Origin of the sequence: Microcoleus sp. F4-D5, assembly GCF_036704885.1 — a bacterium.
Taxonomy (GTDB): domain Bacteria; phylum Cyanobacteriota; class Cyanobacteriia; order Cyanobacteriales; family Microcoleaceae; genus Microcoleus.
This window is the reverse complement of the sequence record NZ_JAUBSX010000058.1, coordinates 23,142-47,947: the sequence shown is the minus strand read 5'-3', so window position 1 is coordinate 47,947 and position 24,806 is coordinate 23,142. Positions and strand designations below refer to the sequence as shown.

At 45.4% G+C, this 24,806-nt stretch carries 24 protein-coding genes and 3 tRNA genes; 15 read left to right on the top strand and 12 right to left on the bottom strand.

Going from position 1 to position 24,806, the window contains the following annotated elements; translation table 11 throughout:
* Window positions 1-178: 178 nt before the first annotated feature.
* The 3 genes from QUA80_RS23465 to QUA80_RS23455 form a co-directional block, all read right to left on the bottom strand.
* Window positions 179-250, bottom strand: a tRNA-Thr gene (locus QUA80_RS23465).
* Window positions 251-307: 57 nt separating this feature from the next.
* A tRNA-Tyr gene (locus tag QUA80_RS23460) sits at window positions 308-392 on the bottom strand.
* A gap of 198 nt (window positions 393-590) precedes the next feature.
* Window positions 591-2,411 carry an ABC transporter ATP-binding protein gene (locus QUA80_RS23455; protein ID WP_333427425.1) on the bottom strand — a complete coding sequence of 607 codons (1,821 nt, stop codon included), beginning with the start codon at window positions 2,409-2,411 and terminating at the stop codon, window positions 591-593.
* 23 nt (window positions 2,412-2,434) lie between these two features.
* Between QUA80_RS23455 and QUA80_RS23450 the strand changes: the two genes are divergently transcribed.
* Window positions 2,435-2,620, top strand: a complete 186-nt coding sequence (locus QUA80_RS23450; RefSeq protein WP_333427424.1) for a hypothetical protein — start codon at window positions 2,435-2,437, stop codon at window positions 2,618-2,620.
* 83 nt (window positions 2,621-2,703) lie between these two features.
* Here QUA80_RS23450 and QUA80_RS23445 read toward each other — a convergent pair whose 3' ends face one another.
* Window positions 2,704-2,844 carry a hypothetical protein gene (locus QUA80_RS23445; protein ID WP_333241062.1) on the bottom strand — a complete coding sequence of 47 codons (141 nt, stop codon included), beginning with the start codon at window positions 2,842-2,844 and terminating at the stop codon, window positions 2,704-2,706.
* 218 nt (window positions 2,845-3,062) lie between these two features.
* Here QUA80_RS23445 and QUA80_RS23440 point away from each other — a divergent pair.
* From QUA80_RS23440 to QUA80_RS23415, 6 genes are all read left to right on the top strand, one after another.
* Window positions 3,063-3,134 (top strand) — tRNA-Gly (locus QUA80_RS23440).
* A 248-nt stretch (window positions 3,135-3,382) separates the two neighbouring features.
* Complete coding sequence (locus QUA80_RS23435; RefSeq protein ID WP_333241070.1) at window positions 3,383-3,787, top strand: hypothetical protein; 405 nt, start codon at window positions 3,383-3,385, stop codon at window positions 3,785-3,787.
* Between the two features lie 4 nt (window positions 3,788-3,791).
* Window positions 3,792-5,057, top strand: a complete 1,266-nt coding sequence (locus tag QUA80_RS23430) for a glutamate-5-semialdehyde dehydrogenase (protein WP_333427423.1) — start codon at window positions 3,792-3,794, stop codon at window positions 5,055-5,057.
* A gap of 331 nt (window positions 5,058-5,388) precedes the next feature.
* The gene (locus QUA80_RS23425; protein ID WP_333427422.1) at window positions 5,389-6,519 is read left to right on the top strand and encodes a fatty acid desaturase; all 1,131 of its coding nucleotides are present in this window, start codon (window positions 5,389-5,391) and stop codon (window positions 6,517-6,519) included.
* A gap of 368 nt (window positions 6,520-6,887) precedes the next feature.
* Complete coding sequence (locus QUA80_RS23420; protein WP_333427421.1) at window positions 6,888-8,024, top strand: PPC domain-containing protein; 1,137 nt, start codon at window positions 6,888-6,890, stop codon at window positions 8,022-8,024.
* Window positions 8,025-8,245: 221 nt separating this feature from the next.
* Window positions 8,246-9,067, top strand: a complete 822-nt coding sequence (locus QUA80_RS23415) for a hypothetical protein (RefSeq protein ID WP_333427420.1) — start codon at window positions 8,246-8,248, stop codon at window positions 9,065-9,067.
* Window positions 9,068-9,270: 203 nt separating this feature from the next.
* Here the strand turns inward: QUA80_RS23415 and QUA80_RS23410 are convergent, their stop codons facing one another.
* The gene (locus tag QUA80_RS23410) at window positions 9,271-10,974 is read right to left on the bottom strand and encodes a lipoxygenase family protein (RefSeq protein ID WP_333427419.1); all 1,704 of its coding nucleotides are present in this window, start codon (window positions 10,972-10,974) and stop codon (window positions 9,271-9,273) included.
* A gap of 319 nt (window positions 10,975-11,293) precedes the next feature.
* Window positions 11,294-12,427, bottom strand: a complete 1,134-nt coding sequence (locus QUA80_RS23405) for a class I SAM-dependent methyltransferase (RefSeq protein WP_333427418.1) — start codon at window positions 12,425-12,427, stop codon at window positions 11,294-11,296.
* A 553-nt stretch (window positions 12,428-12,980) separates the two neighbouring features.
* Here QUA80_RS23405 and QUA80_RS23400 point away from each other — a divergent pair.
* The 4 genes from QUA80_RS23400 (at window position 12,981) to QUA80_RS23385 (ending at window position 16,086) form a co-directional block, all read left to right on the top strand.
* Window positions 12,981-14,036: an adenylate/guanylate cyclase domain-containing protein gene (locus tag QUA80_RS23400; RefSeq protein ID WP_333427417.1), complete on the top strand. Its 1,056-nt coding sequence runs from the start codon at window positions 12,981-12,983 to the stop codon at window positions 14,034-14,036.
* Window positions 14,037-14,072: 36 nt separating this feature from the next.
* Window positions 14,073-14,513 (top strand): NUDIX domain-containing protein, encoded by a 441-nt coding sequence (locus tag QUA80_RS23395; RefSeq protein WP_333427416.1) that lies wholly within the window; start codon window positions 14,073-14,075, stop codon window positions 14,511-14,513.
* Between the two features lie 67 nt (window positions 14,514-14,580).
* Window positions 14,581-15,099 carry an HD domain-containing protein gene (locus tag QUA80_RS23390; protein WP_333427415.1) on the top strand — a complete coding sequence of 173 codons (519 nt, stop codon included), beginning with the start codon at window positions 14,581-14,583 and terminating at the stop codon, window positions 15,097-15,099.
* Between the two features lie 135 nt (window positions 15,100-15,234).
* Window positions 15,235-16,086 (top strand): hypothetical protein, encoded by an 852-nt coding sequence (locus tag QUA80_RS23385; RefSeq protein WP_333427414.1) that lies wholly within the window; start codon window positions 15,235-15,237, stop codon window positions 16,084-16,086.
* Between the two features lie 421 nt (window positions 16,087-16,507).
* Here QUA80_RS23385 and fabG read toward each other — a convergent pair whose 3' ends face one another.
* Window positions 16,508-17,272: a 3-oxoacyl-[acyl-carrier-protein] reductase gene (fabG, locus tag QUA80_RS23380; RefSeq protein WP_333427413.1), complete on the bottom strand. Its 765-nt coding sequence runs from the start codon at window positions 17,270-17,272 to the stop codon at window positions 16,508-16,510.
* 73 nt (window positions 17,273-17,345) lie between these two features.
* Between fabG and trxA the strand changes: the two genes are divergently transcribed.
* Both trxA and QUA80_RS23370 read left to right on the top strand, forming a co-directional pair.
* Window positions 17,346-17,663, top strand: a complete 318-nt coding sequence (trxA, locus tag QUA80_RS23375; protein WP_333427412.1) for a thioredoxin — start codon at window positions 17,346-17,348, stop codon at window positions 17,661-17,663.
* Window positions 17,664-17,820: 157 nt separating this feature from the next.
* Window positions 17,821-18,405: a hypothetical protein gene (locus QUA80_RS23370; protein WP_333427411.1), complete on the top strand. Its 585-nt coding sequence runs from the start codon at window positions 17,821-17,823 to the stop codon at window positions 18,403-18,405.
* A gap of 119 nt (window positions 18,406-18,524) precedes the next feature.
* Here QUA80_RS23370 and QUA80_RS23365 read toward each other — a convergent pair whose 3' ends face one another.
* The 5 genes from QUA80_RS23365 to serA form a co-directional block, all read right to left on the bottom strand.
* Entirely contained in the window at window positions 18,525-18,923 is a 399-nt protein-coding gene (locus tag QUA80_RS23365) for a pentapeptide repeat-containing protein (RefSeq protein WP_333427410.1), read from the bottom strand.
* 48 nt (window positions 18,924-18,971) lie between these two features.
* Complete coding sequence (locus QUA80_RS23360; RefSeq protein ID WP_333427409.1) at window positions 18,972-19,484, bottom strand: pentapeptide repeat-containing protein; 513 nt, start codon at window positions 19,482-19,484, stop codon at window positions 18,972-18,974.
* Window positions 19,485-19,719: 235 nt separating this feature from the next.
* Complete coding sequence (locus tag QUA80_RS23355) at window positions 19,720-20,103, bottom strand: pentapeptide repeat-containing protein (protein WP_333427408.1); 384 nt, start codon at window positions 20,101-20,103, stop codon at window positions 19,720-19,722.
* 304 nt (window positions 20,104-20,407) lie between these two features.
* Window positions 20,408-21,298, bottom strand: a complete 891-nt coding sequence (gene prmA, locus QUA80_RS23350) for a 50S ribosomal protein L11 methyltransferase (RefSeq protein ID WP_333427407.1) — start codon at window positions 21,296-21,298, stop codon at window positions 20,408-20,410.
* 184 nt (window positions 21,299-21,482) lie between these two features.
* Entirely contained in the window at window positions 21,483-23,066 is a 1,584-nt protein-coding gene (gene serA / locus QUA80_RS23345; RefSeq protein WP_333427406.1) for a phosphoglycerate dehydrogenase, read from the bottom strand.
* 290 nt (window positions 23,067-23,356) lie between these two features.
* On the opposite strand from serA, the gene QUA80_RS23340 reads away from it, so the two are divergent.
* Window positions 23,357-23,863 carry a hypothetical protein gene (locus QUA80_RS23340; RefSeq protein ID WP_333427405.1) on the top strand — a complete coding sequence of 169 codons (507 nt, stop codon included), beginning with the start codon at window positions 23,357-23,359 and terminating at the stop codon, window positions 23,861-23,863.
* Between the two features lie 77 nt (window positions 23,864-23,940).
* The gene (locus tag QUA80_RS23335) at window positions 23,941-24,528 is read left to right on the top strand and encodes a Uma2 family endonuclease (protein WP_333427404.1); all 588 of its coding nucleotides are present in this window, start codon (window positions 23,941-23,943) and stop codon (window positions 24,526-24,528) included.
* Window positions 24,529-24,806: the final 278 nt, after the last annotated feature.

Sequence of the window (24,806 nt, the reverse complement as noted above, 5' to 3'; positions counted from 1 at the left end):
TATTGCGCCTTTCCCCGAACGACAGCGAGGAGCTGACTGCTTTTTCTTTGAAACATCTTCTCAAATCCCCTTGACAACTGCCATCCAAGCTTAACTTGTTACGAATGGGTTAAGGGCGTCTTGTCCAGATTTTGACTCTCAGTTACGAAACCCTTGAGGGATATACTAGATACCAGTAAGCCCGTGACGAGATTTGAACTCGTGACTTCCTCCTTACCAAGGAGGTACTCTACCACTGAGTTACACGGGCATAAAAAATTAAGAATGTTAAATTAAAATTTTTAACTTTTTATTTTTATTTAAATTGTGGTGGGCCGGGCTGGATTTGAACCAGCGTAGGCGTAGCCAGCGGATTTACAGTCCGCCCCCATTAACCTCTCGGGCACCGACCCATTTGTACCCACAGTTAAACATCCTAGCAGCTTCTTGTTTTTTTGCAACATTATATTTAAAAGTTTAATCATTAAGTTGAGAACACATAAGTCATTTAGCGGCAAACCGGAAAATTGAATAGTGTTTCAGGTGCGCACTGCTAAGTCTAGGCTTGGCGCCCGCCCGGAGCACCCCAAGTCTAGACTTAGCCCAAATCCCTAATTCACTAATTCCCCAGTTTCTTGCAGGGAGTGCAGGCGGCGGTAAATGCCTTGTTGACTCAAGAGTTCGTCGTGACTGCCCACTTCGACGATTCTACCGCCGTCGAGCACGACGATCGCATCGGCTTCGCGAATTGTACTCAGTCTGTGGGCAATAATTATGGTGGTGCGCGTACCGAGAATATTCCGCATGGCTATCTGGATCGATCGCTCGCTTTCATAATCCAAACTAGAAGTAGCCTCATCAAAAATTAACACATCCGGCTCCACCAACAGCGCCCTCGCAATCCCCAACCGCTGCCGCTGCCCTCCGGACAAGCGCACTCCTCGCTCCCCGACAACAGTATAGTAACCTTGGGGCAACAGTCGCACAAAATCGTCTACTTTGGCGATGCGACAAGCATCCTCAACCTGCTCGAAAGTTGCATTTCTGTTTCCGTAAGTCAGATTTTGCAGCAAAGTACCGTTAAAAACGTCTACTTCTTGGTGGACAATCGCTAAACGCTGTCGGTAGCGAGTCACGTCTAAGCTGCAAATGTCTTCTCCGTCGATCAGAATCCGACCTCCGTTGGGTTCAAAGTAGCGAAACAGAAGTTTAACTAAAGTCGATTTCCCGGAACCCGATCGCCCGACTAATGCTATGGTTTGACGCGGATGAATCAATAAATTCACATCCTGCAAAACTGGTTTTTGACTGTCGTACCCGAATGTCAAACCGCTGAACTCAACTTTGCCCGTAAATTTATAAGGTGGCTGTGCCGATCGAGCATTTTCTGCTAAATTAACCGCATCAACACCGTCTGGCGTTTGCATAAACTCGTGGAAGCGGATCATTGAAGAATAACGGCGCGCCAATAATTCGGCGATAATGCTAATCGGACGCAGTTGGGAATATGCCATGCTTGCCAACGTGTAGACGGTAACAAAATATCCGAGGGAAATTTTGCCTGCAACCGTGGCTGCTAGGCTAAAACCGAGAACTGAAAACAAACACAACTCGACGATCGTCTGCTGGTATGTTCCCAGAGTGATGTATCCTTTGTGAATGCGCTGGATCACGACTTTTAATTCGCGATCGAGTCTGGTGGTTTGCCTTTTGAGTTCATCGCTTTCTGTCGCAAAAGCTTTGACTGTTTTGATGTTGGTGATAATTTCCGAGTTGCGGCTTTCGGTATCTTCGATGTATTCATCGAGAATTTCTTCCCGCGCAGTCAACTGTTGCAGGCCTTTGAGGGTGAAACTGAGGATAAATAGGAATGAAACCAAAATTAATAAGCCAATCCGCCACTCAATTAAGCAGATAACGGCAAAAATGCCGATTAAGCGGACGATTTCGGGGATGAATTCGCCGGCAACTTCTGGGTAAGTCCAAGTATGGTTGGCGATGCCTTTGGCGATGCGGCTGGCAATCCGTCCGGCGTTGTTTTCGTCGTAAAATTCTAGGGGTAAGGTGAGGATTTTGCCGATCGCGCCTCTCATTTGATCGCGCCTCGCCCTCAATGGTATCGCCCAGTGGAACCAATTTCCCAGCCAAGGCTTTACCGGCGCTTTGGCGACTGTTACCAGAAAAATTATCCCCAGCAAGACGGATAGGGATAATATTTTGTTGGGTGACTGCTGGGTAACAGAGGCGATCGCTGCTATCAGTTTTTGGGTTACTGTATCTGTAGGTTGACTCGACAATACGTTTAATATTTGGCCGATCGCGTAGGGAACAAGCAAATCGGCTAGCGTCAAAATGCTGGATGCGCCTATGCTGTAAACTGATATTTTCCAGTAGCGACTGTAGTATTTGAAGATGTCCTGAAAGCTTGCCATAAATTTGTGTTGAGATACAACCCTTGCAAACACTTGCATCTAAAACTGCGCTCTCGGCGCGCCGTGTTTACAAGTGTACTACAAAAGTAGTCGATCGGGGAGTTATCTTGACTCATGCTAGCGACTCGCCCGATCGGGTGATTTATGGCAATCCTTTGACGGTCAAGCATCTATCCGCATTCCTTGGCAAAAAGCTCACTCACGACTAAGGGCAAAAAATGCAAAAGACAGAATTTTTCTTAAATTCTGCCTTCTGAGGAGTGCCTTATAAGTTTTACGTTTGAGCAGTCTGTTAGCTGAAGGTGTAGGCTGATTGCAGGGCCCACCAGATCAAGAAGCCGATTCCGCCCGTAATGACAATCGCCGAAATGGCGATCGCAATGGGGCTGTCAGCTCCCTTGAACTTCATGATTCCGCGATTTAAGTCTGACATAGCAGTGTTCTCCCAAATTCCAGCTTGATTTTAGCTTTGCTGTCGGCCGATGGCTGTCAAAACTATGGCAATTACCGATTTAGTTAATAATTCAGGCTCCTCAAATGTCAAAGGGACTGGGGCGCGATCGCCCCTGGGCTGAATTGGTAAAAAAAAATTAGATAAAAGACTTGACAAACAAAGATACCTAAGGCAGTATAGTTAATACCGCAGGAAATGCGGGTGTAGCTCAGTGGTAGAGCGTCACCTTGCCAAGGTGAATGTCGCGCGTTCGAATCGCGTCACCCGCTTTAAAGGTCAAAAAAAATCAAGAAAACCCGAAAGTACATCCAGAAAGTTTTCGGTATACTCCCAATGGTGGTTGAGAATACCTAAGTTAGTGGTAATATTGAATGCAGAACTTGTAAGTCAAAATTGCCAAGTGGGCGGTCGCTCGGAACAGGCACTTAAAACCCTCGCTCGGGCAGAATTAACAAGTTTAATGAAATCGATATGTTAACGATGATTTTTGCAAAAACGCTTTTTTATCCGATCGCTCGTGCCATCTCAAAAAGCTCCAAAGATTGACTTAAACGATGAGTACCCCTGCCCTTGCCGGCGGCGGGGTCGTCTCGTCCCCATAACGTTGACAGAAGCCTTTGGGTGCAACCGCTGTCAGCAAATATTTGTATTGGATGAAAGCGGACACGTCATCGAGCAACTATCGACAAACTATCCTTACAAGCAGGCTTGGCGGTGGACGGGCAACCAGTGGAACAGAGCGCATCCGGGTTTGAAAGCGCACTACTTGCCGCTGGCCCTAGGCATGATTTTGGTGCCGCTAGTGATTTGGTTGCCCCTGGCGCTTTACTCCCCGGGCCCAAATATTATTCTGTGGGCAATGGTCGCCGTGCTGCTGGCCATGTTGCCGGCGCTGATGGTATGGCTTGCTTACAGGCGTTAGCTAGATGATAATAGAGGATTTTAGTCATTCATCAGAAGCGGCAAATGTCGCGCGCCGCGCTTATCAAGCTTCTTTGGAGTTGGCGGCGACAAAGAGTGCCGATCGTGCTGCTGCTTTGCAGGCAATGGCGGGCTGCCTCAAACGCCGGCAAAATGACATTTTAGAAGCAAATACTTTGGATTTAGAAGCGAGTCGGGACATGGCTATTCCCGACTTGATAGTAGAGTGGCTGAAGCTGACGCCGGAACGGATCAAGACAACTGTGCAAATTCTGGAACGGTTGGGGGAAATGCCAGATCCGATCGGCAGGGTGATCAATGCTTCTTATCAGGTCGATCGCTGTCAGGTGTACTGTCAGTCGCTACCGCTGGGGGCAATTGCTCTCATTTACGAGGCGTTTCCCGAGTTGGGGGCGATCGCTGCGGGTTTGTCTCTCAAAAGCGCTAACAGTTTGATTCTCAAAGGCGGCAGCGAAAGCTGGCAAACTAATACTGTAATTGGGGAAGCTTTGGTTTCGGCGATCGATGAGGTCGGTTTGCCCTCGGGATGTTTGCAGGTACTGCCGCCGGATCGGGGCGCTTCGATCAGAGAATTGGTCACTCAAGACCAATATCTCAATTTAATTATTCCCTACGGCAGGCCAAGTTTGGTGCAGCAGGTGGTAAGGTTGTGCACAGCACCAGTTTTGAGGTCGGCAATGGGAAATTGTTACCTTTATTGGTCACCGACTGGCAGTTTGGAGATGGCAAGGTGGATGATTTTGGACAGCCATCAAAGCGTTCCCGATCCTGTTAACGCGATCGAGAAAGTGCTCATAGATCGCAACCAAAAGCCTTCTTCCTTAGTCAGGCTTTGGAACAGTTTAAAAGAAAAAGGCTTTCAAATTAGCGCCGATGCGGATCTCGTCGCAGATTTCCCAGACTTGAAGCTGGCGGAACCATACGAGTGGACTCAACCTTATTTAAACAAAACCATCGCGTTTAAAGTTGTCGATAGTTTAGAGATTGCGATCGGCTGGATCAACCGCTACAGCAGCGGCCACGCTGACTGCATCGCCACTGAATCTTACTTAGAAAGCCGCCAATTTGCTCTGGATGTTAACAGCGCCTCAACTTTTATTAATGCCTCGCCTCGGTTTTGGCGTTATCAAAATCGGGGAGATGCGATATTTTTGGGAATGTCCAACCAAAAAGGTTATCGTCGGGGATTGATCGGGTTAGATACGCTCACGACAATTAAAGAAATTGTTCAGGGAAACGGACTTTTTTAATTTTATAGGTTATTTAGGATTCGTGATTGGAATATTAAACCAAAGTCAAAAGTGGGATAGTATTATCGATGCGTAAGCCTTTATAAGCCTTTAATATTTGTTTCCAATTTTTTGTTTATGAGATACAATAATATTTTGGTACAACAATTAGGCAGCTTTGATATCAAGCAATTTGGTCACAAGCTCCCGGAACGACACCGTGGACAAAGATCAAATTTCCGCATCCTGACAATAAGCCTGCGATTCATTTGTGGGTCAATCTAAAATCGGTACTGGATCTAATTAACTTTAGAAAGTTATTAACTCACATCAAAATACTCTTAGCGATAACATGAAATCCGAAAAATTACTCAATACTCTAGACAAGACGGCAACGCCAAATTTAGGCGAAGAAACGCTAATTCATCACTCGGTGTATGTAAAAAAATTGCGTCCGCTGCTGCCGTCAGATGCGTTTGAACCAGATCCCAGCAAGTTAGCAATACTATTCATCAACGCTGCTATTTTATTGCTGGGATGGGGAATTGCTGCTAATCTCGATCGCTGGCCTGTCTATCTGTTAGGGCTTTACTTACCTTTAGCCGTCATCATGGGCAATAGTATCATAGTTTTGCTATTTAGCTCCCACGATTTGATGCACGGTAGCGTTCAGAAAAAGTCGCGCCTCACTTATCCGATCGCCTTTTTGGGACTAAGTATGCTGTTTATGCCGCCTACTCAGTGGAAAAATCTGCACAACCTCGTACATCACAATAACACGAATTCTTTGGCAGACCCCGATCGCAACTATCTGTACCAGCAACCAGATACTTGGGGAAAATGGATTCAAAATCTGTTTGTCCCGTCGGTGGAAGTCAATCCGGTGTGGTTAATTGTAGGGATGGCCGGTTCGTGGTTAGTGCATAATTTCCGCAATCTCACCTCGGTACTGTTATTTAACGATAAATCTGTCGATTACGTACCGGCTGCCTTTACAGTTAGTCCTAAAGATAGATTGACAATCGCATTTGAATGTCTGGGAATTTTAGGAATTCATGCCAGCATTTTGTTCTACCTGGGATTTCATCCGCTCAAAATCGCTCTCGCCTACTTTTTGCCGATCGCAATTGGTCATGCAGGCGCAATGTTTTACATCTATACCAACCACATGGGTTGCCGGATGACCGCCATTAATGACCCCCTGATCAACAGTATGTCAGTGCGGGTTCCTCAAATATTTGACCTGCTGCACTTGAATTTTTCTTACCACACAGAGCATCATATTTTCCCCAGCATGAACTCAGACTATTATCCGATAGTGCAAGAGTTGTTGCAAACTCACTATCCCGGACGCATGAATTTAATAGATGCTGGAGAAGCTTGGCGGTTGCTGATGTCAACACCGCGGCATTATCAAGATGAAGTCACCTTCACTGATTCCTCTGGTACAATGTCCGTGAATTGCCCTTTTCCTCAAAAATAGATGCAGCAGTTATAGTTTAAGTAGGGTGCGTGACAGCCATTAATTTCCTAACTGAGGGCTAAAGAGACCCAAAAGTCAGGAGAATCAAGATTGCTTGCGGTCGCGCACCCTACCTTATAATTGGGATAGCTAACCCGGATTTGGTATAATTACCCGAACCAGATATTACTTAATTAGTATTTGGCTTAATAAAACTTTCAATAACTTAACTCAACCTAATAGTAATAATTATTTATTTACAATATAAAACGTTTTTAAATGTTGTTAGAAGTGCTTAATCGTTGACAGTAACATAATATGAAAAGTTCTAGTTATAAATAAAAAAAGTGTAGCATTTAAGTATAAATACGTTTTGGCTTTGCGAGATTATGCTGGAACTACAGACTTTCTTCAATCCCAATTTTTACATAGAAAATAACCCAGAGGTAACTCAAGGTTTAATCTTGGGTAATATCCAAAGTCCATTTGAACACTTTCGGCAATCTGGTCAATTTGCAGGGCTTGACCCAACACCTTTATTTGATACAAACTATTACCTCAAAGAAAATCCAGATGTTCAAGCGGCAGTGATGGCTGGTCAATTCACGGCGATCGGACACTTCATAGAATTCGGTCAACTCGAAGGACGGAACCCGAGCCCGCTATTTGACACGGAACTCTATCTGGAACAAAATCCGGGAGTTCAAGATAAACTTGTCACAGACAAACTGACAGCGATAGAACACTACGTTAAGTACGGTCAATTTGAGGGATTCCCGATGCCTGTTCCCGATCACGCGGGGAACACCCTGAACAAAGCAAACGATTTTGGTTTACTCGATCAAACACAAACCGCCTTCGACTTTGTTGGGGATGCCGATATCCGAGATATCTATCGTTTTGAACTCAACACAGCGGAGGAGTTGAAATTAACCCTCGATAGTATGAGTGGCGATGCCGATTTGCGTTTGGTTAGGGATGTCGGCAATGATGGGGCGATCGATGCTGGCGATATCATCAATATTTCCCAAAAATCGGGTAAAAGTCACGAGTCTCTCAGTCAACTTTTGCAACCAGGAACGTACTTCGCTGTTGTCTCTCAATTTGAGGGCGATACCACTTACAAGCTGAGTTTGTCGGCAACCCATCCCGACTATTTGCCATCCGACAATGCGGGGAACACCCTAACTGAAGCGCGGAATATCGACATTCTTACAGGCGATCGCATTTTTGGCGATTATGTAGGACCTTTAGATCGAGATGATTTTTACCGTTTCTATCTGGAACGGGCTAGTAATTTCAACCTGACTGTCAATGGTTTGAGGGCTGATGTTGATGTCAGCTTACTTCAAGACATTAATGGGAATGGTGCGATCGAAGACAATGAGATTTTGAGAACGAGTTCGGAACCAGGTACTAATCCAGAGACGATTAGCGGAGTTTTGCTGCGCGGAAATTACTTTGTGCGGGTGTCTCGGTTTGAGGGCGAGACAAACTATAGCCTGACACTATCGGCGACTACTTAAGCAATCGCTGAAAATTGGTACGAAATCGATCGGGAATAGGACTTACGCACGACGGAATTCGATCGTTGCGATCGACAATCAAGTAATCGCAGCCTGGTGTTTTCCAATAATTGGCGTAAGTCCTGACTGAAAAAGCAATTGTATCTCACTCAATTGAAAAGCGCAATTGTGAATAATGCAAACCTTTTCTCTGGAAACAGCCAATATTCGGAGGCCAAATTATGTTAGGCTTTCAAAATTTTACCAGCACAAACAGTTACGATTACAGTCACGGTTATTCTGGTTTTTACCCTGACATTTTAATGACAACAGCTTTGCTCTCTGACCTTAATTCGCCATATAATTACGGGACGATCGCGGGTGCAACTCCTGTCTCGAATGCAAACAGTGCAAACAGCGATATCGCGGTGGTAGATAGTCTTTTATCTGAGGCTTGGGGAATTTTCCAGGGGGCTGGCACCAGTGCAACTGCGCCTGTTAGCAGCTATCCTAGCCCGAATAATATTGTAAATGTTGGCAGCGTTGGAGTAGGGCATCAAACAGGCGATCGGCAGGTAGATAGTTTGCTGAATCTAAGCGATGAGGTTATTGCTGATAACAAAAGCTGGCTGGATTCACTTCCTAAAGATCCTTTAACAGGTATGCCTGTGAGTTCGCAATCGACTTTAGATCCACAGGTTCAGAGTGCGCTAGGTGAGGCAAATAAACTCCTTGCTAGTGGGAGTCCGCTACTCAATACGACAGGAGGCGGCACGTCTATGGTATCTTTCTTTGAGTCGCTGGGACAACAAACTTCTACGATCCTGAATCCCAACACGACTGATGCCCAACTGAACCAGATTAACAAACAGAATATATGGGCGCAAAAGGTTATTGGAGGTCAAGTGATGTTGGGAGACACGAATAACAGCATCAACAAAACGGATCAAAGTTTGAATAAACATAGGTTTGATTCATACAACACATTCAATAATGGCCCCGTATATGGTCCCGATTGGCAATGGATTGGATACCAAAGCGGAAACGATGTCTCTTTAGTCTAGTTGCGCTAAACAAACCGGGTTTTTAACGGATATTGAGGGTTTTGGGCCAATATTTTGGGTAAAAACCCGGTTTCTAGAAAGCCGTGCGTAAATCCTAGTAGGTTTAAGTAAGGTGCGTGACAGCCAATAATTACTTCGCGGTGGCTCGAAGATTTATTGCTGTCATGCACCCTACCTGGAGGTATTCTGCGTAAGTTATCCAACTACATACTGATGCTATTGATTACCAACGAAGGCTTGAGAGCAATGTAAGGGATTACTCGTTTTTGATTGTTGGCATCAATCTTTTGTTCTGCCATATTCAAATTTTGCTGGAACTGTCTGGCTAAAATTTGGATCGGGGTTCCCGCAAAAACTTCGTCGAAGCTCATCCGGTAGAGTTCTCGGAAAGATTTATCGTAATAACCCAAACGGTCATATCGATAAGCTGACAAAATAAACAGAATTTTCAGTTGTTCAGCCGCTCGCTTGTACGGAGGAAGCAACCGTAAAATGTCCTTTTCCGTAATCACTTCGAGAGTCCCAGAAGCATTAATTTTGGGAATGTCCCGGTATGCTGCCAAAGGCATATTGGCAGCAAAACTCATGTATTCATACTGGGGAAAATTGACGGCTGAATGTTGTGGGCCACAGGTAAAAATTACAGTTGTGACAATTGCAATTAATTGTTCAACTGTGTCGATGCGGTCTGGCATTCCTTTGACTTTACCGCCGTTATCAGAGGCTAATTCTTTAGCCCAAGTTTGCAGTTCCACATCTTGTACGATCGCCCGATCCGTCGGGTAAAAGAATTTAAGATAGCCCGATACAAAGGTTTCGATCGCATTCCACAGCAGCAATCCATCATCTCGGTAAGGATAGTGAGGCAGTTGATTTGGATCGTCCATGCCCCGATTTTTCAGTTCGGTTGGGAAGGCAAATTGATCCAGACTCCAGTTACTGCAAGCCTCTCTAGCTATTTCCATTGTCTCTGGCAAGCTACCGCTTAGCAAGTCATCGACTGGCCCGCCCGGAGCGATCAAATAAGAACGCGCCAGCTCGTTGTTAGTCAACATAAACCGAAAGTGCGGTTTCAGCAGCAGGCTAAGGGGGTGATTTTTAGCCAACTGTCGGGCGGTGACGATCGCGATTGGTTCCATCACCAAATGAGTTCGACCTAAATGCGAACTCATTTCGTGGTGATTGGCATCTGCTACTTGCACGCAGAGTTTCGCAAACAGCCAATCCACAGGAGGATCGAACGAGGTGTAAAGATGGCTATTTGGCGTCGGATCTAGTTGAATGGCAATCGGCACCAGTTCACCGCGATCGCGGATTCCCGTCCACCGCCAAGCGAAAAAAGCTCGCGGTTTTGGCAAGAATTTTCTACCTTTTTCATAGCTGCCGCCTCCAATTTTTGAAGGCGCGCGATAGTGTTGGTCGCTACCCGTATAATCGGCAATGTAAATGTTTTTTTGTTGCAACTCTTGACCCAGATCGAATAATGGGTGAAAGCTGGAAATTTGTGCCAGTGTTTGCGCCCGAGGATCGCCGGCATCTAACAAACGAAGCACCATCGGATTTGCTCCAGACAGGCGCTGTTCTGCAAAAGAGCGATCGGTTTGGTAGATTTTGGCAACAGCAGGTAGCGGCAGCAGAGTAAAGAAATCTTCATAGTCTTGGAGCTCGTCGAGAGGATCGAGAAAACTCCTCGAATCGGCCGCCAGCATATTTCCGGGAAGTTCCGATGTTGCTAGTATCCGCTCTCCAATATACTTGCTCGAAAAGTTCTCGACTGGTGGCAGATCTTTCAATAATGCCAAAGGTGATAAACTCTCATAGTCAAACTGATAAGCTTGTTGCTGGCGATTCAAGGAATCTTTGCGCTGTTCTTGGTTCGGGTCGTCTTGAGGAAGAGAAGGTTTCATATTGTCTACCATTGTATAAATCAACTCTCTTTTTGTAGTAACATATCGGAGATCGTCACTACCGATCGAGGATGGAATTTAAAAAGTATTGTGCAGGCTCACGCTTGATATAGTTCTTATTCACCGAGCAATAATCTTATTCCGGATTTTTTTAAATTCAGAAAATTTTCTCAAAAGAAGGCAACACTTATCATCGCCCTCAATCAACCTAGAAAAGTTTCATTCTCACGATAAGTAGGTTGCATTTGACAACCCCGGCTTCTCTAAAGAAGTCGGGGATCGAGGTGTTCGGTTTTTTGAGCTGGGTCTTGATTAGCGGTTAGGCACGAACCATTAAATATTGACCGTTGCCGTTATATTCGCCGTCGCAACTCGCGAAATTAGTCCCCAACCAAATTAAGTAAAACCGCCAGATGCGACGAAATTTGGCATAGTCGATGCCGTAGTCCAAATCTTTGACTATTGCCTGAGAATCGTCAAAGTTTTTTAGCCAGTTAGCAAATGTTTTGGAGTAATTAGAGCCGTTGATATACCATCTTTTAATGGTCTTGAGGTCTTTATTGTGGCTGGGAACGGCATCGTATTTCCAGTAACGGCCGTGGGGGAAAATGTATTTGTGGGTGAAAACGCTGGATATATTGTTGGGAGTGCGAACTGTGATGATGTGAATGAAAACTTTGCCGTTATCCTTCAGGAAAGATGCCAGCTTTTGGAAAGCCTTTGTTAAATTGCCTACATGACAAAAAACTCCGATGGAGAGAATTTTGTCAAATTTTGTCTCGAAGTTGGCGTCGTTCAAATCGCCTTCATATAGGGTAAATCGACCGGAACTAAGGTAGCTTTCGGGATCTTGCATCTTCTGACGCATATACTCGCATTGGTGGTGGCTGAGGTTAATCCCCGTAAAGGTGACATTGGGGAATTTGGAAAGAATGTAATTGGGAACGCAACCCCAACCGCAGCCAAAGTCTAAAATATTGTCGCCATCTTGAATCTCTAGCTTTTCAATCACATCATCAATCATCTGCATTTGCGATTGTTCAAGGTTGGCGGCTCCTTTTTCCCACAACCCCATGCTGTATTTAGGATAAATGAGTTTTCCGTCGCCTAACATGGGATTCAGCATGGCTTGAGGCAAGTCGTACTGAATTTTCATTAAATCCCGCGGCCCTTCGGCGGTGCGGTCTGTTTCTGTTAGTACCCATTCATAGGGTGCGAGGAGGGAGGGAAAATACTTAAATAAGACGGGCATACAGGTATCAAAAAGCGCTCGCAATACAGAATCTGGGACTTCTAATCCGTTGATGTAAGACTCTGCTACTGCCATTTGCAGCGTGTTAACCGTACTGACTGCGAGGCGGGTTGCTCCGTAGGCGAGCGGACTTTTGGTATGGATATTTCCTACGAGTGGAATGTGTTTTTCGATGCTTTGTAGGGCTGTTGATGAACTCATGGCTATACTGGTTTTAAAGATGTTGCTATTGTATCTCACGAAAATTAGCTGGTTGTTAGAAAGCCAAAAAAGCTGAAACTATTGCCAAGTCAGGTTTCCACAGCAAAAATCCCCAAAATCATAAAAATTTATGGCGGTTGAGGGGGATTTGATAACGGATTTATCGGGCTTTGGGCGAGCTTAATTTTATTAAGAATTATGTCAGCCAATTTGAGATTTGAGATTTGAGATTTCAGATTAACTCCACAGCTTGAATCGGGTATTTTCACGGTGCGATGGCGATTTTAGTGCTCAATTATACCATTTTAGATTTGAGCATTGGCAATGACTGATGAGCTAAAAGTTGGACTATTGCCTGAAGTTGCATTCTTTTTTTAAACTGCTGTCAGTTGGGCGGTTGAGCTGAGGCAACGAGAAGCAAATGCCGATCGCGACTTATAGTTAAGGAATCAGGGGATACAGAAAAAATGCAGAGGAACCGGGCTTGCATACAGGTTCGCTGCAATAACAGATGTCCGCGAGATTCCTCGCTAATTAGTTAGACGCGCCACATATGCCACAGATTCACTATCTGCCAGACGATCGCACGATCGAGATAGACGACGACGATATAATTCTCGAAGCTTCCCTGCGTGCCGACATTCCCCACACCCACATCTGCGGCGGTAGCGCCCGATGTTCGACTTGCCGGGTATTGATTGTCGAAGGCTTGGAATTTTGCTCTCCGCGCACTTCGCCGGAAGAGGAACTTGCCAAAAAATTGCGTTTAGACCCGGAAATTAGGCTGGCTTGTCAGACACAGGTTGCGGGCGGCAAGGTGATTTTGCGCCGATTGGCGATCGATTCTGAAGACTTGGAATCATTTACCGACGAAATGGCCGGAAAGTTGATTTCTACTCCTGTAGGTCAAGAGAAGAAAATCGCAATTTTGTTTGCGGATATTCGAGGATTTACGCCTTTTGCAGAATCGCTGTTGCCCTACGATGTAATTTATGTTTTAAATCGCTATTTCCAAAAAATGGGTTATGTAATCAACCGCAACGGCGGGATGATTAATAATTATATGGGTGACGGTTTTATGGCGCTGTTTGGGTTGGAAAATCCCGACAAGGCTGCGGAACAAGCAGTGAGAGCTGGGGTGGAGATGCTGGAGGAACTAGAGAAACTCAATCCCTATTTTGAGACTTTATACCGTCACAGCTTGCGAATTGGGATTGGCATACATTACGGGTGGGTGGTTGTGGGGAATTTGGGGGCGTCCAAGAGTCAGACAGTTACGGCGATCGGAGATGCGGTGAATTTAGCGAGCCGCATCGAGGCTGCTAACAAGCAAGTGGGAACAAGTTTACTTATTTCCGAGGAGACTTATCAGGAAGTCAAGGAATTGGCGATCGTCGATCGGCGCCTATTAGTTGAAATTCCGGGAAAAAGCGGTGAATATCCGCTCTATGAAGTAGTCGGGATGCCGCCGCTGCCCGTGAAAACCGAAGAGATTTCCGAGGTCAATGAAAAATCAATTTGGCAAACTTTTGTCAATAATTTGCGTGCTTTGTATGCTGTTGTTTACAATTGGATCGGGAAAATTTTGATTCACATCAAAAACCTATAAAGTAACTTTTTCTAGTTTGGTTATTTCCTCAAAAATATGAATATTCCCAATTCAATTGTCCGCATTTTTATAATGCTCCCGAACGGTCAGATAGTCGCACAACTGCGAGATAATATTCCAGGTATTGCAAGCCAAGGAATGCTTTCTACTTTTGGTGGTGGCGTGGACATTGGAGAAAGCCCACAGCAAGCAGCAGTCCGAGAATTGGAGGAAGAAACCAGCCTAAAAAGCGATTGCAAAGTTGAATTTATCACAACTTTTCTTTACGTAAAAAACAACAATCCCGAATTTATCCAAAAAAATCACCTATTTTTGGCAAAAGTTAGCAATTTTGAAAAAATTGAAATTCAAGAAGGTGTGGGTTTTGTAGTTTTGAGAAAAGATGTCGATTTCGAGAAAGTCAATGCAGGGGAGGGTACTCAAATGGCTTGGAAATTGTTGCAAGAATATTTAAAATCAAATAACCTGTGTATGTAGGTGCGGAGTGCGTAGCTTACACCATAGATAGACAATGAAAAAATACTCTCTTGCGTAAGTCCTATGTATGTCCGACTACTTAGCTCTTCTCCGGAAGCCGGATGAAACTATAATAGAGAACTTCTTTACTATGTTGTCAAATACGAATTCAGAGTACCAATCATTACTACAGCGGGCGATCGCGATCGCAGCCAAAGCTCATGAGGGGCAGGTTGATAAGGCAGGCAATCCCTATCTCGACCATCCGCTATTTGTGATGGAAAATGTAAATTCTCTAGAGCAGAAAATCGTAGCGGTTCTCCACGATGCGGTGGAAGATTCCGAACTTACACTCGACCAACTCAGAAGCGAAGGTTTTCCTGAATTTATAGTAAAGGCGATCGAGGCGATTACCAAAATAGAAGGAGAAGCTTATGCAGCTTATTTAGAGCGCGTGATTGCCAACCCGATCGCACTGCGAGTCAAAATCGCTGATGTTACTCATAACCTCGATCTGCGTCGCATCGCCAATCCCACAGAGGCAGATTTTCAACGCATTGCAAAATACCAAAAAGTCCTCAGTCAGTTGTGTGCCGCCTTAAAGTAATTATTATTTTTAATAAAGTGAAAATAGGTAAATTCCCCCAAATGGGGCTAAAACATTTTATAGTAAGTCTCCATAAAAGGAAATTGAAGGTTTTAATAGGGTATTATCTTATCCAAATGGACGGGAGTCTATAAGATGTTGAAATGGCTGAATTATTTTTGGCGGCAAGCGCTCAGCATACTCAAGCCTGCTGTGGAGGAGCAACCCGCGCCTTCTCCTGAAATTCCTAAAACATTTCTTCACCCAGCTCCCAGAAAAACTGTTGCTAAAGAATTACCGTATAACCTTGCAGTCGATCCGCTAGAATCCAGCTTGTTTTATCGCTCGCTTGAGGGAAAAATTGTGAGCCGATCGTTAGTTTCTGGCGCAATTGAGTGGCAATCTGAAGAATATGGCTATCCCATACGAGTAACCGATCAAATCCTTTGGGCGGTGCAAAGTGATGCAATCGCCGCATATTCCACAATAGATGGTCAACTGCTTATGCGATCGAATCAGTTGTGGCTACCTGGTGAAGTTACTCACTCACGGTGTGATTTATCTGACCAAACCTTGCGGATCGCTTTACTTTACATTCACGTTTGGAAGGGAGGGACTCCTGCCCCGAATCATCGGGATTCAGCAGCTTATCAGATTAATCTGATCGCTGGAGAAGTCACTAAGACATATGCTTTTGAGGATACACCGCGTTATGATGGGCCTAATTGGATACCGGGTGATGATCGGCGGCCTAATTTGCAAGAAGTCGAGGGGCAAATCTATCCATCGGTTTCTAGTGAGCAGCTTTTGAAAATAAACCGCCCTCTAGGAATTTGTAAATCTGCTCAGTTGCAAACCGCTTCAGTAATCATTCACAACTACCGCACTGTCGACGCAACTCAAAGAATTGTATTAAGTGTATTTAGTAACCAACCTCCCTATTCACAACTGTGGGAAGCCATCATAAACGAATATAGGGAGCAAGAATGGGAGCCACCGCATTGCTAACGCGACTTAGACAAAAACTGAAGCCATTTTGGCTTCAAACCCAGATATAGAAAAACTTTTAGATCAAATGGGCATTAATCTACTTATACCAAGGGTTTCAGTCATTTTTAGGTCATTGACCTCTTTCCATTGCCAGCGAGGGGTTTTGGGTTCCTAAAGAAGCTATAAAATGTTTAAGTCCCACTAATTAATTTCAGTTCAAATACGCTAACAGACATAAATTTAACCGCAGATATCCGCCTTCATCGTGGCACAGGAATCTTGCCTGTGCGATATCTAGGAATCTTGCCTGTGCGATATCTAGGAATCTTGCCTGTGCGATATCTAGGCATCTTGCCTGTGCGATATCTAGACATCTTACCTGTGCGATATCTAGGCATCTTACCTGTGCGATATCTGCGGTTAAAAAAATTCCCAAATCCTAAGCCATCACCATCCCCCCATCCACATTAAAAACCTGCCCCGTTATGTAAGCCGCCGCCACATCCGCAGCCAAAAACTTCACCATCCCCGCAACTTCCTCAACTTCCCCGTATCTCCCCAGCGGAATATACTTCAAAATCTCATCAGACTTGACATCCTTAGTCATATCTGTAGTGATAAAACCCGGTGCAACTGCATTCACAGTAATCCCGCGACTCGCCAACTCCTTCGCCACAGTTTTAGTAAACCCAATTACCCCAGCCTTCGCCGCACTGTAATTAGCTTGTCCGGGATTGCCCATTTGCCCAGCAACCGAAGCAATATTAATAATTCGGCCGCTTCGCTGTTTCAGCATGATTTTACTCGCAGCTTTCGCACACAAAAACACGCCAGTTAAATTCAAATCAATTACCGCTTGCCAATCTTCCAACTTCATCCGCAGCAGCAAAGTATCGCGAGTAATGCCGGCATTGTTCACCAAAATGTCAATTCGTCCCCATTTTTCCATGACATGACTGGTGAGTAAATCTACTTGCTCAGTTTTCGAGACATCTGCTGCAAGTGCGACAGCTTCTCCTCCAGCAGCGACTATTTCTGCTACCACCTCATCAGCAGCAGCACTCGAACTCGCATAGTTGACGGCGACTTTAGCGCCTTCTGCTGCTAGGGCTAAAGCAACGGCGCGGCCGATTCCCCGCGACGCACCGGTCACGACAGCAACTTGACCCCGCAATCTCTGAAAAGTCTCTGGTAATAATTCCATAATTGTATCCTCGCAATCTACCAGAGAATTTTGCACTAAAATCGAGCCAGAACCCAAAAAATTATTTTGTCTTATGGCAGTTCAAAAACAGTTCAGCAGTTTTGAGGAGTTACTATCGGGCTCTGACTTGCCGGTGTTGGTAGATTTTTACGCTACTTGGTGCGGGCCTTGTCAGATGATGGCACCGATTTTAGAGCAAGTTAGCGGTCAGATGAAAGACAAGCTGATGGTTGTCAAAATTGACACGGATAAGTACGACCAGTTGGCGTCGCAGTATCACATTTATGCTTTACCGACTTTGGTGCTGTTCAAAAATGGCGCTGAGGTCCATCGAATTGAGGGAGTTATGCAAGCGGCGCAGTTGATCGATCGAGTGCAACCTTACTTGTAGCGGGAGCCAATTATCTCACATAGGGTGCGTCAGCCAATAGACATCTCCCAAAAAGATATTCAAGAACAGGCAGGATGCCTGTGAAGCGACAATTATGGGGGATGTCTAATATCTGATTAATTATGAATAAAATAATCCTAGTTGACGCACCCTACTTATGAAGACTCCCAGCCACGCTATTATCAATCTGGCAATTCTCGGCAAACCGCAACTGCCGCAAGCTAATCTCATTATTGCGATCGGCGGAATCTTACCCGACATCCCAATATTTTTATTTTACTTGTGGGCGAAATACATTGCTCGCTTGCCGGAAGCTACAATCTGGTCGCAGGCATATTATGAGCCTTTTGTCCAGAATATTGTGGCTCTGTTTCATTCAATTCCCCTTGCGGTTATTGGTTTGCTAATTGCTTATTATTTTGGCTGGCCAAGCGTGCAAATTCTTTGTCTGAGCATGATTCTGCACTCTCTGGGAGATTTGCCGGTGCATAATGATGACGCTCACAGGCACTTTTTTCCGTTCAGCAATTACCGTTTTGTCAGTCCCTTTTCTTATTGGGATCGGAATCACTACGGGTCAATTGTTTCTTTGGTTGAAATGTTGTTAGTGCTGTTATCTACTTGCCGCGTTTTTGGTTTTGTTAATTCTTATGTTGGTAAAGGATTGTTGGTTTTGGTGAATGCTTTTTATTTGGTTGCAGCGGTGTCTTTGTACGTTCGTTCTTTAGTTTCTCGTTCTTAATTATGCTGCTGCAATTGCTCTCTCACCTGACGATGGAGATTGTTTTTGCCCAATTGAGGGCGATCGTACTTACGGCATTATCCTCGAAGCTGACCCACCCTGCTACTACTTCTTCAAATTTAAAATTCACCCTCCCTAATCTCACCAGGCCAGTGGTAAGTAGCACTCGTTGGACCCTGGATAAATTCTCCATCTGTCCAAGTAGTCTGGTAAAAGAATACATCTTCTTGGAGACCACCAGAAAGACAATTTTTAGCTCCTAGGAAGTTGCTTCCTATGAATTGAGAATAACTCATGTCAACTCCTGATAAATTAGCCTCTCTCAAATCGCAATAAAAAAAATAGACACCCAACCAATCTTCATCCCGACTAAATCGAGCATTTCTGAAATCAGAAAATATAGCCATTCCCAAGCCAACATTTTCCAAACAAGCACAACTAAAGTTGACATAGCTTAAGCGAGAACGACTCAGGTCAATATCACGCAAGTCAGCACCGCTCAAATCTACACGATGCAATATTTTATCCTGAAAATTTCGCTCGCCCTCGCCATAGCGCCGGAGCAATTATTCAGCAGACAACGTTCTGTTTAAATCGTTTTGAATCCTGCCGTCAGGCATTGTCACTTGATGACAAATAGTCTGCTCTGTTGTTTTAATATCAGTCAGGTTAGCATCAGTCAAGTTAGTGTCAATTAGCACAGCACCCGTCAAGTCTGCACCCGTCAAGTCTGCACCTGTTAAGTCGGCACCAGTCAAGTCAACATTAACCAATTTAGCATTCCTGAGATTGGCATTACTCAAGTTAGCTTTAATCAGTAAGGCTGAATTCAGCCATACTCTTTCTAAATTAGCATGGCTCAAGTTAGAATTAATTAAATTAGCCCCCCCCAAACTAGCGTCTTCCAGATTAGCACCGCTCAAGTTAATATCAACCAGGAAACAGTCGGATAGATCAAAATTTTTCAGATCGAAACCAGAAAAATTTCTCTCTCCAGCTATATACCGTCTCCGTAATTCTCGCAGGTCGTAGATTATCGTTGACTTTTTTTCGTCCACCACTGTTTTTTTTCTAGCCAATATTAGTTAATTTTAGCAGAACTATTATGAAATAGCTTGGGACATCTCTAAATATTCAACACATTACAGTTCATTTAACAGTAAGGTGCGTCAGCTTATAGCAATTCAATGAGCATCCAAAATCATCTAAGCTGACGCACCCTACTACTCCACAGCGTTACTTACTTGGCTTACTAGGCTCTTGACTTTGAATAAAATTTACAACCAGCAAAAAGGACTACTTCTAGTTTAGATTCTAACCGCGTTGACGGTTGCTATACCTATTTCTTTCGGGCCAATTTTTACTATTAATAGTGCCATCCGGCATGATGGTGTTGCAGAAAATCAAACGACCTTCTCCGGTGGCTGAAAAGTATGCACCCATGAAGTTGGCTCTGGTGAGATTAGTGCCAATCAACTGCGTACACTCCAGGCTAGCTTCTCTCAAGTCAACATCCACTAAGTCGCTTGCCAGTTCAGCATAATCCAGAATAGCATCCCTCAAATCAGCACCCGTCAATATAGTAACCCATAAACTAGCAGAATCTAAGTTAGCACTGCTCAAATTAGCACCACTGAGATTAACAAAACTCAGATTAGCCACAGTCAAGTTAGCACCGCTGAGATTGATACCCCTCAAATCATTCTGACCTGGTTCGAGTTCTTCGAGGTCTTCTACGTTAGCAATGTTTAAGTTAGCATGACTTAAATCTACACCCGAAAAATCTCTTTAGCCAGCAGCGTAACGCCTATATAGTTCTTCAACGTCCATAGCTTTCTTATTCAAGCTGTTTATAATTTCATAGTAGCGCGATTACTTCTACTTTTTATCAATAAATATATCAAGCTGTGCGAGAGGTTGAACCCGATCGGATACCAAGTAATCCAGATGGCTCAGAATCAATACAACTGTCCTAAATTCTCAACTATCAAATCTAAAAACGCTAACTACGCCGAATATTAAAACAGCACCAATCTTGGCGCTTCCAGAGAGTAGCGACAATCCAGCCGTGCTGTTCGAGAGTGTCAGCAATTGGCTTAGCTTGTTCGAGCAAAATGCCGCTGAGCACGGCCCAAGTAGTCGGTTTGCTAATTGCAGTGAATTGCGGGATTAAATCAATGATTACTTCTGCTAAAATGTTGCAGATCAAACCGTCGATCGGCTCATCTACAATTTCTTTCAAGCGATCGATACTGCCGAGCTCTGCAACTAACTGCTGAGAATTAACGCGGTTGAGCAGTCTGTTGCTAATGGTCGATCGCACTGCCAAAGGATCTGTATCCAAAGCATAAACTTTTGTAGCGCCCAACAACACCGCGCCGATCGACAAAATACCCGATCCGCACCCGATATCCGCAATTACGCACTTGCTGTCATCAAAACCGATCCGCATTTCCAGCGACTCCAGACAAAGTTGAGTAGTAGCGTGAGCACCAGTACCGAAGGCCACACCGGGATCTAAACGCAAAATAATGCGATCGGTATCAGTCGGTGGGGGCAGCCAGGCGGGGTTAATTAAAAAGCGATCGCCCACTTCTTGAGGCTGCCAGTGCTGCTTCCAAGTGCTGCCCCAGTCTTCCTCTTCAATCAAATCCCACTGCATCGCAGGTATGGGCAAACCTGCACACAGAGCATCTTGGCGCAGCCACAGAGACAGAGCGGCCAAATCCAGCAATCCTGCCTGTTCTTCGGGCAAATAAGCCGACATCAGGCAGGAATTACTTTTGATCTCAGTAGCAGTTCCCCGACAGTTAAATCGTTCTAGACGCCAAAAGATGATATCTTCTAGCGCCGGATCGCAAAGAATTCTAATTTCCCACCAGCTATGTGCCATAACGATTTTAGATTTTAGATTTTAGATTTTAGATTGGCCCAGGGGAACTGGAGACTGGGAACTGGGGAGTGAGGAATGAGGATTGGCTAATAGAAAAATTCCCGCTTTCTTGCCAATTACCAACGATCGATTACCCATTACCAATTATCAGTCCTGGCATCCAAAATCTAAACTCCTAAATCCGTCAAAGATTTACCGTGTAAGCATCCCGAATTCCCGGAACTTTTAGGATCTCGGCCAGTATCCCTTCTGGTAGAGGGTCATCGAGGCTCAAAACCATCACCGCATCGCCTCGCACGATTTTACGGCCTACCTGCATACTGGCAATATTGACATTAAAACTACCCAATTGGGAACCAATTTTGCCAATAATTCCCGGCATATCGCGGTGCAGGGTAAACAGCATATGGTGAGTGGGGGAAACGTTGACCGGGAAATCGTCAACGCTGGTAATCCGAATTTCGCTTTCGCCGAGCACTGCACCTGTCACGGTGTGTTCGCCGAGGGTTCCCTTGGCCGAGAGGTGCAGGGAGCCGGTGTAGTCGCGAATCGAGGCGTCTCTGGTTTCGACGACCCGAATTCCGCGTTCTTTGGCTTCAATGCTGGCGTTGACGTAGTTAACGCGCTCTCGCAGGGCTTGGGAGAGCAGGCCTTTGAGGGCGGCAACGACTACGGGCTGGCTTTGGTTGTTGGCCAATTCGCCTTGCAGTTGAACGTTCAGGTAATCGACTCGGCCTCCGGCTAGCTGGCTGACGAGGTTGCCGAGGGTTTCGGCGAGTTGCAGGTAGGGTTTGAGTTTTTCGATCGAGTCTGGGAAAATGCCGGGTATGTTCACAGCCGATCGCGCCGGCAATCCCAACAGCACGTCGCGAATTTGTTCGGCAACATCGATCGCCACATTCACCTGAGCTTCCGCTGTCGATGCTCCCAAGTGGGGCGTCAGCACGATGTTCTGGCCGACATTCCGCAACGGGGAATCGGCTTCGAGGGGTTCGTGTTCGTAAACGTCCAAAGCTGCGCCGGCGATCTTGCCTTCTTTGATGGCTTCTGCGAGGGCTGCTTCGTCGATGATGCCGCCTCTGGCACAGTTTATGATGCGGGCCGTAGGCTTCATTTTCGACAGCACTTCAGCGTTAATTAAGTGCAGGGTTTCCGGCGTTTTGGGGATGTGCAGGGTGATGTAGTCGGATTCGCGCATCAGCAGTTCGAGTTCTACCAAGCGGCAGCCTAACTGGTCGGCTCTTTCGGTCGAAATGAAGGGGTCGTAGGCCAGCAGTTTCATGCCCATTGCTTTGGCTGCGGTCGCGAGGTGCGAGCCGATTTTGCCCAAACCGACGATGCCGAGGGTTTTTTTGTAAACTTCTACGCCGATAAAGCGGTTGCGTTCCCATTTACCACCTTTGACGGATGCGTTAGCTTCCGCGATGTGCCGGGACATCGAGAGCATCATGGCGATCGCGTGTTCGGCGGCGGCGATCGTGTTGCCTTCGGGGGAGTTGACTACTACAATTCCTTTGCGGGTAGCGGCGGGTACATCGACATTATCTACGCCGACGCCCGCTCTGCCGATGATTTTGAGCGAATTCCCGGCTTCAATGATGTCTTTGGTAACTTGGGTGCCAGAACGAATCATCAAAGCGTCGTAATCTGGAATAATTCGTACCAGTTCTTGGGCCGAGAGCCCTGTGTTTACGTCAACTTGCGCGACTTGGGAGAGGATGTCAATTCCGGCTTGGTCGATCGGATCGGATACTAGAACTTTAGGCATAGCAAGCAATTGAGTGCAATAGTAAAAATAGACCGAGCGTTGGCGAGCTCAAAGTTGAGGCTTATGACTTAGAGCAGTATCTAACAGCTCAGCTCAAGCTTGCCTTTGTGCAGTTTGAATTGTATCTGTATTCGGTCAAGGTCGGCCGTTTTTTGCGTGAAATATTTTAGCTTTGCGGGCGATCGGACTCTCTGACCGTCTGAAAATCCCGCAAGTGCTTAGCTAGTATGTCTTTTCTGGCTATAATATACTTTGGCTATTCAAGCCTAACTATCAGGAATTGTTTTCTAATGAATTATCTTATCGCCGTACTGCCCGATCGAATGCAAGCCGAAGCTGCCTACTGTGCTCTGGAAAAAGAAGGCTTGCCCATGAAGCAAGTCAGCATTTTGGGCCGCGGCTACAAAACTGCTGATGAATTTGGCTTGATCGACCCCAACCAGCAAGCGAAGAAACAAGCTAAACTCATGGCTATTTGGTTGATTCCCTTTGGCTTTATTGCTGGCGTTACTTTCAGTCTGATGACTGAGTTGAAGACTTTCGCCTGGGCGGGCGAAATTGGCGATCACGCGATCGGTGGCTTACTCGGTGCGATCGCCGCTGCGATGGGCAGTGTTTTTGTAGGAGGCGCCGGCGGTATGACTTTTGGTAGCGGCGATGCTTTGCCCTACCGCAACCGTTTGAATGCGGGTAAATTTTTGATTGCGGTTAAGGGTACTGACGATTTGACAGGGAAAGCTGCGAATATTTTGCAGCAGTTTGAACCGGAAAATATCCAAGGTTATACAGAGACTTAGTTATTTGTTGACTGTCAAATGTTGACGGTTAACGGTTAACTGTTGACTGTCAACTCGTGTAATATTTGAAGGCAGTTATGGAATCACAAACTATCCCCCTACATTCTCCCCTAGAATTAACGCTTGAATTAACTGACGAGCAGTTTTTTCAGTTGTGTACAGACAACCGGGATTTGAGATTTGAGCGCACTGCTAGTGGAGGATTGATTATTATGCCACCTACGGGTAGCGAGACTGGTAGACGGAATTCAGACCTAAACTTTCAACTTAAGGCTTGGAGTCGTCAAAACAATTTAGGAGTTGTTTTTGACTCTTCAACTGGATTTAAACTGCCCGACGGTTCAGACATTTCTCCGGATGCTGCTTGGGTGCGCCGCGACAGGTGGGATGCTTTAACTCCCGAACAGAAAGAGAAATTTGCGCCGATTTGTCCAGATTTTGTGGTGGAATTGCGCTCGACCACTGACTCGCTAGAAAAATTGCGGGCTAAAATGAAAGTGTACGTAAAAAATGGAGCGAGGTTGGGATGGTTGCTCGATCGCAAAAATAGAAAAGTAGAAATCTCCCGTAAAGGTTCAGATGTGGAAATTTTAGACTCGCCTGCAACTCTGTCAGGCGAAGATGTATTACCCGGTTTTGTGTTGGATTTAACTGATATTTTATAAATTTGTAAGGATCGTCAATTAAATAATTTCCCTTTTTTCTTGGGGGATGGGCGTCCCGCCCGCCCAGAAAGGACGGGCGGGACGCCCATCCCACAACAAATAGGAAAAGTGGATTTTGTTTAATACTCATTCCTAAGAATACTCGGCAGTTGAAACCCCGTCTCCACAAGCAAAAGCCGCTGACGCGGGTTAAAGATAGCGCGGTAAAATTACGTTATTCTCTTTAGTCCGCGTCGGCGGACATCGTTTGTATAGCAGCGGTTTCAACCGCCGTCTTA

What these genes read in the sequence shown, in the direction of transcription:
- QUA80_RS23410 (WP_333427419.1), bottom strand. Translation starts at nt 10,974, where the DNA reads ATGAAACCTTCTCTTCCTCAAGACGACCCGAACCAAGAACAGCGCAAA.
- prmA (WP_333427407.1), bottom strand. Translation starts at nt 21,298, where the DNA reads ATGGCACATAGCTGGTGGGAAATTAGAATTCTTTGCGATCCGGCGCTA.
- QUA80_RS23455 (WP_333427425.1), bottom strand. Translation starts at nt 2,411, where the DNA reads ATGGCAAGCTTTCAGGACATCTTCAAATACTACAGTCGCTACTGGAAA.
- QUA80_RS23445 (WP_333241062.1), bottom strand. Translation starts at nt 2,844, where the DNA reads ATGTCAGACTTAAATCGCGGAATCATGAAGTTCAAGGGAGCTGACAGC.
- QUA80_RS23395 (WP_333427416.1), top strand. Translation starts at nt 14,073, where the DNA reads ATGAATATTCCCAATTCAATTGTCCGCATTTTTATAATGCTCCCGAAC.
- serA (WP_333427406.1), bottom strand. Translation starts at nt 23,066, where the DNA reads ATGCCTAAAGTTCTAGTATCCGATCCGATCGACCAAGCCGGAATTGAC.
- QUA80_RS23340 (WP_333427405.1), top strand. Translation starts at nt 23,357, where the DNA reads ATGAATTATCTTATCGCCGTACTGCCCGATCGAATGCAAGCCGAAGCT.
- QUA80_RS23335 (WP_333427404.1), top strand. Translation starts at nt 23,941, where the DNA reads ATGGAATCACAAACTATCCCCCTACATTCTCCCCTAGAATTAACGCTT.
- QUA80_RS23405 (WP_333427418.1), bottom strand. Translation starts at nt 12,427, where the DNA reads ATGAGTTCATCAACAGCCCTACAAAGCATCGAAAAACACATTCCACTC.
- trxA (WP_333427412.1), top strand. Translation starts at nt 17,346, where the DNA reads ATGGCAGTTCAAAAACAGTTCAGCAGTTTTGAGGAGTTACTATCGGGC.
- QUA80_RS23420 (WP_333427421.1), top strand. Translation starts at nt 6,888, where the DNA reads ATGCTGGAACTACAGACTTTCTTCAATCCCAATTTTTACATAGAAAAT.
- QUA80_RS23370 (WP_333427411.1), top strand. Translation starts at nt 17,821, where the DNA reads ATGAAGACTCCCAGCCACGCTATTATCAATCTGGCAATTCTCGGCAAA.
- QUA80_RS23400 (WP_333427417.1), top strand. Translation starts at nt 12,981, where the DNA reads ATGCCACAGATTCACTATCTGCCAGACGATCGCACGATCGAGATAGAC.
- QUA80_RS23390 (WP_333427415.1), top strand. Translation starts at nt 14,581, where the DNA reads ATGTCCGACTACTTAGCTCTTCTCCGGAAGCCGGATGAAACTATAATA.
- QUA80_RS23425 (WP_333427422.1), top strand. Translation starts at nt 5,389, where the DNA reads ATGAAATCCGAAAAATTACTCAATACTCTAGACAAGACGGCAACGCCA.
- QUA80_RS23430 (WP_333427423.1), top strand. Translation starts at nt 3,792, where the DNA reads ATGATAATAGAGGATTTTAGTCATTCATCAGAAGCGGCAAATGTCGCG.
- QUA80_RS23415 (WP_333427420.1), top strand. Translation starts at nt 8,246, where the DNA reads ATGTTAGGCTTTCAAAATTTTACCAGCACAAACAGTTACGATTACAGT.
- QUA80_RS23385 (WP_333427414.1), top strand. Translation starts at nt 15,235, where the DNA reads ATGTTGAAATGGCTGAATTATTTTTGGCGGCAAGCGCTCAGCATACTC.
- fabG (WP_333427413.1), bottom strand. Translation starts at nt 17,272, where the DNA reads ATGGAATTATTACCAGAGACTTTTCAGAGATTGCGGGGTCAAGTTGCT.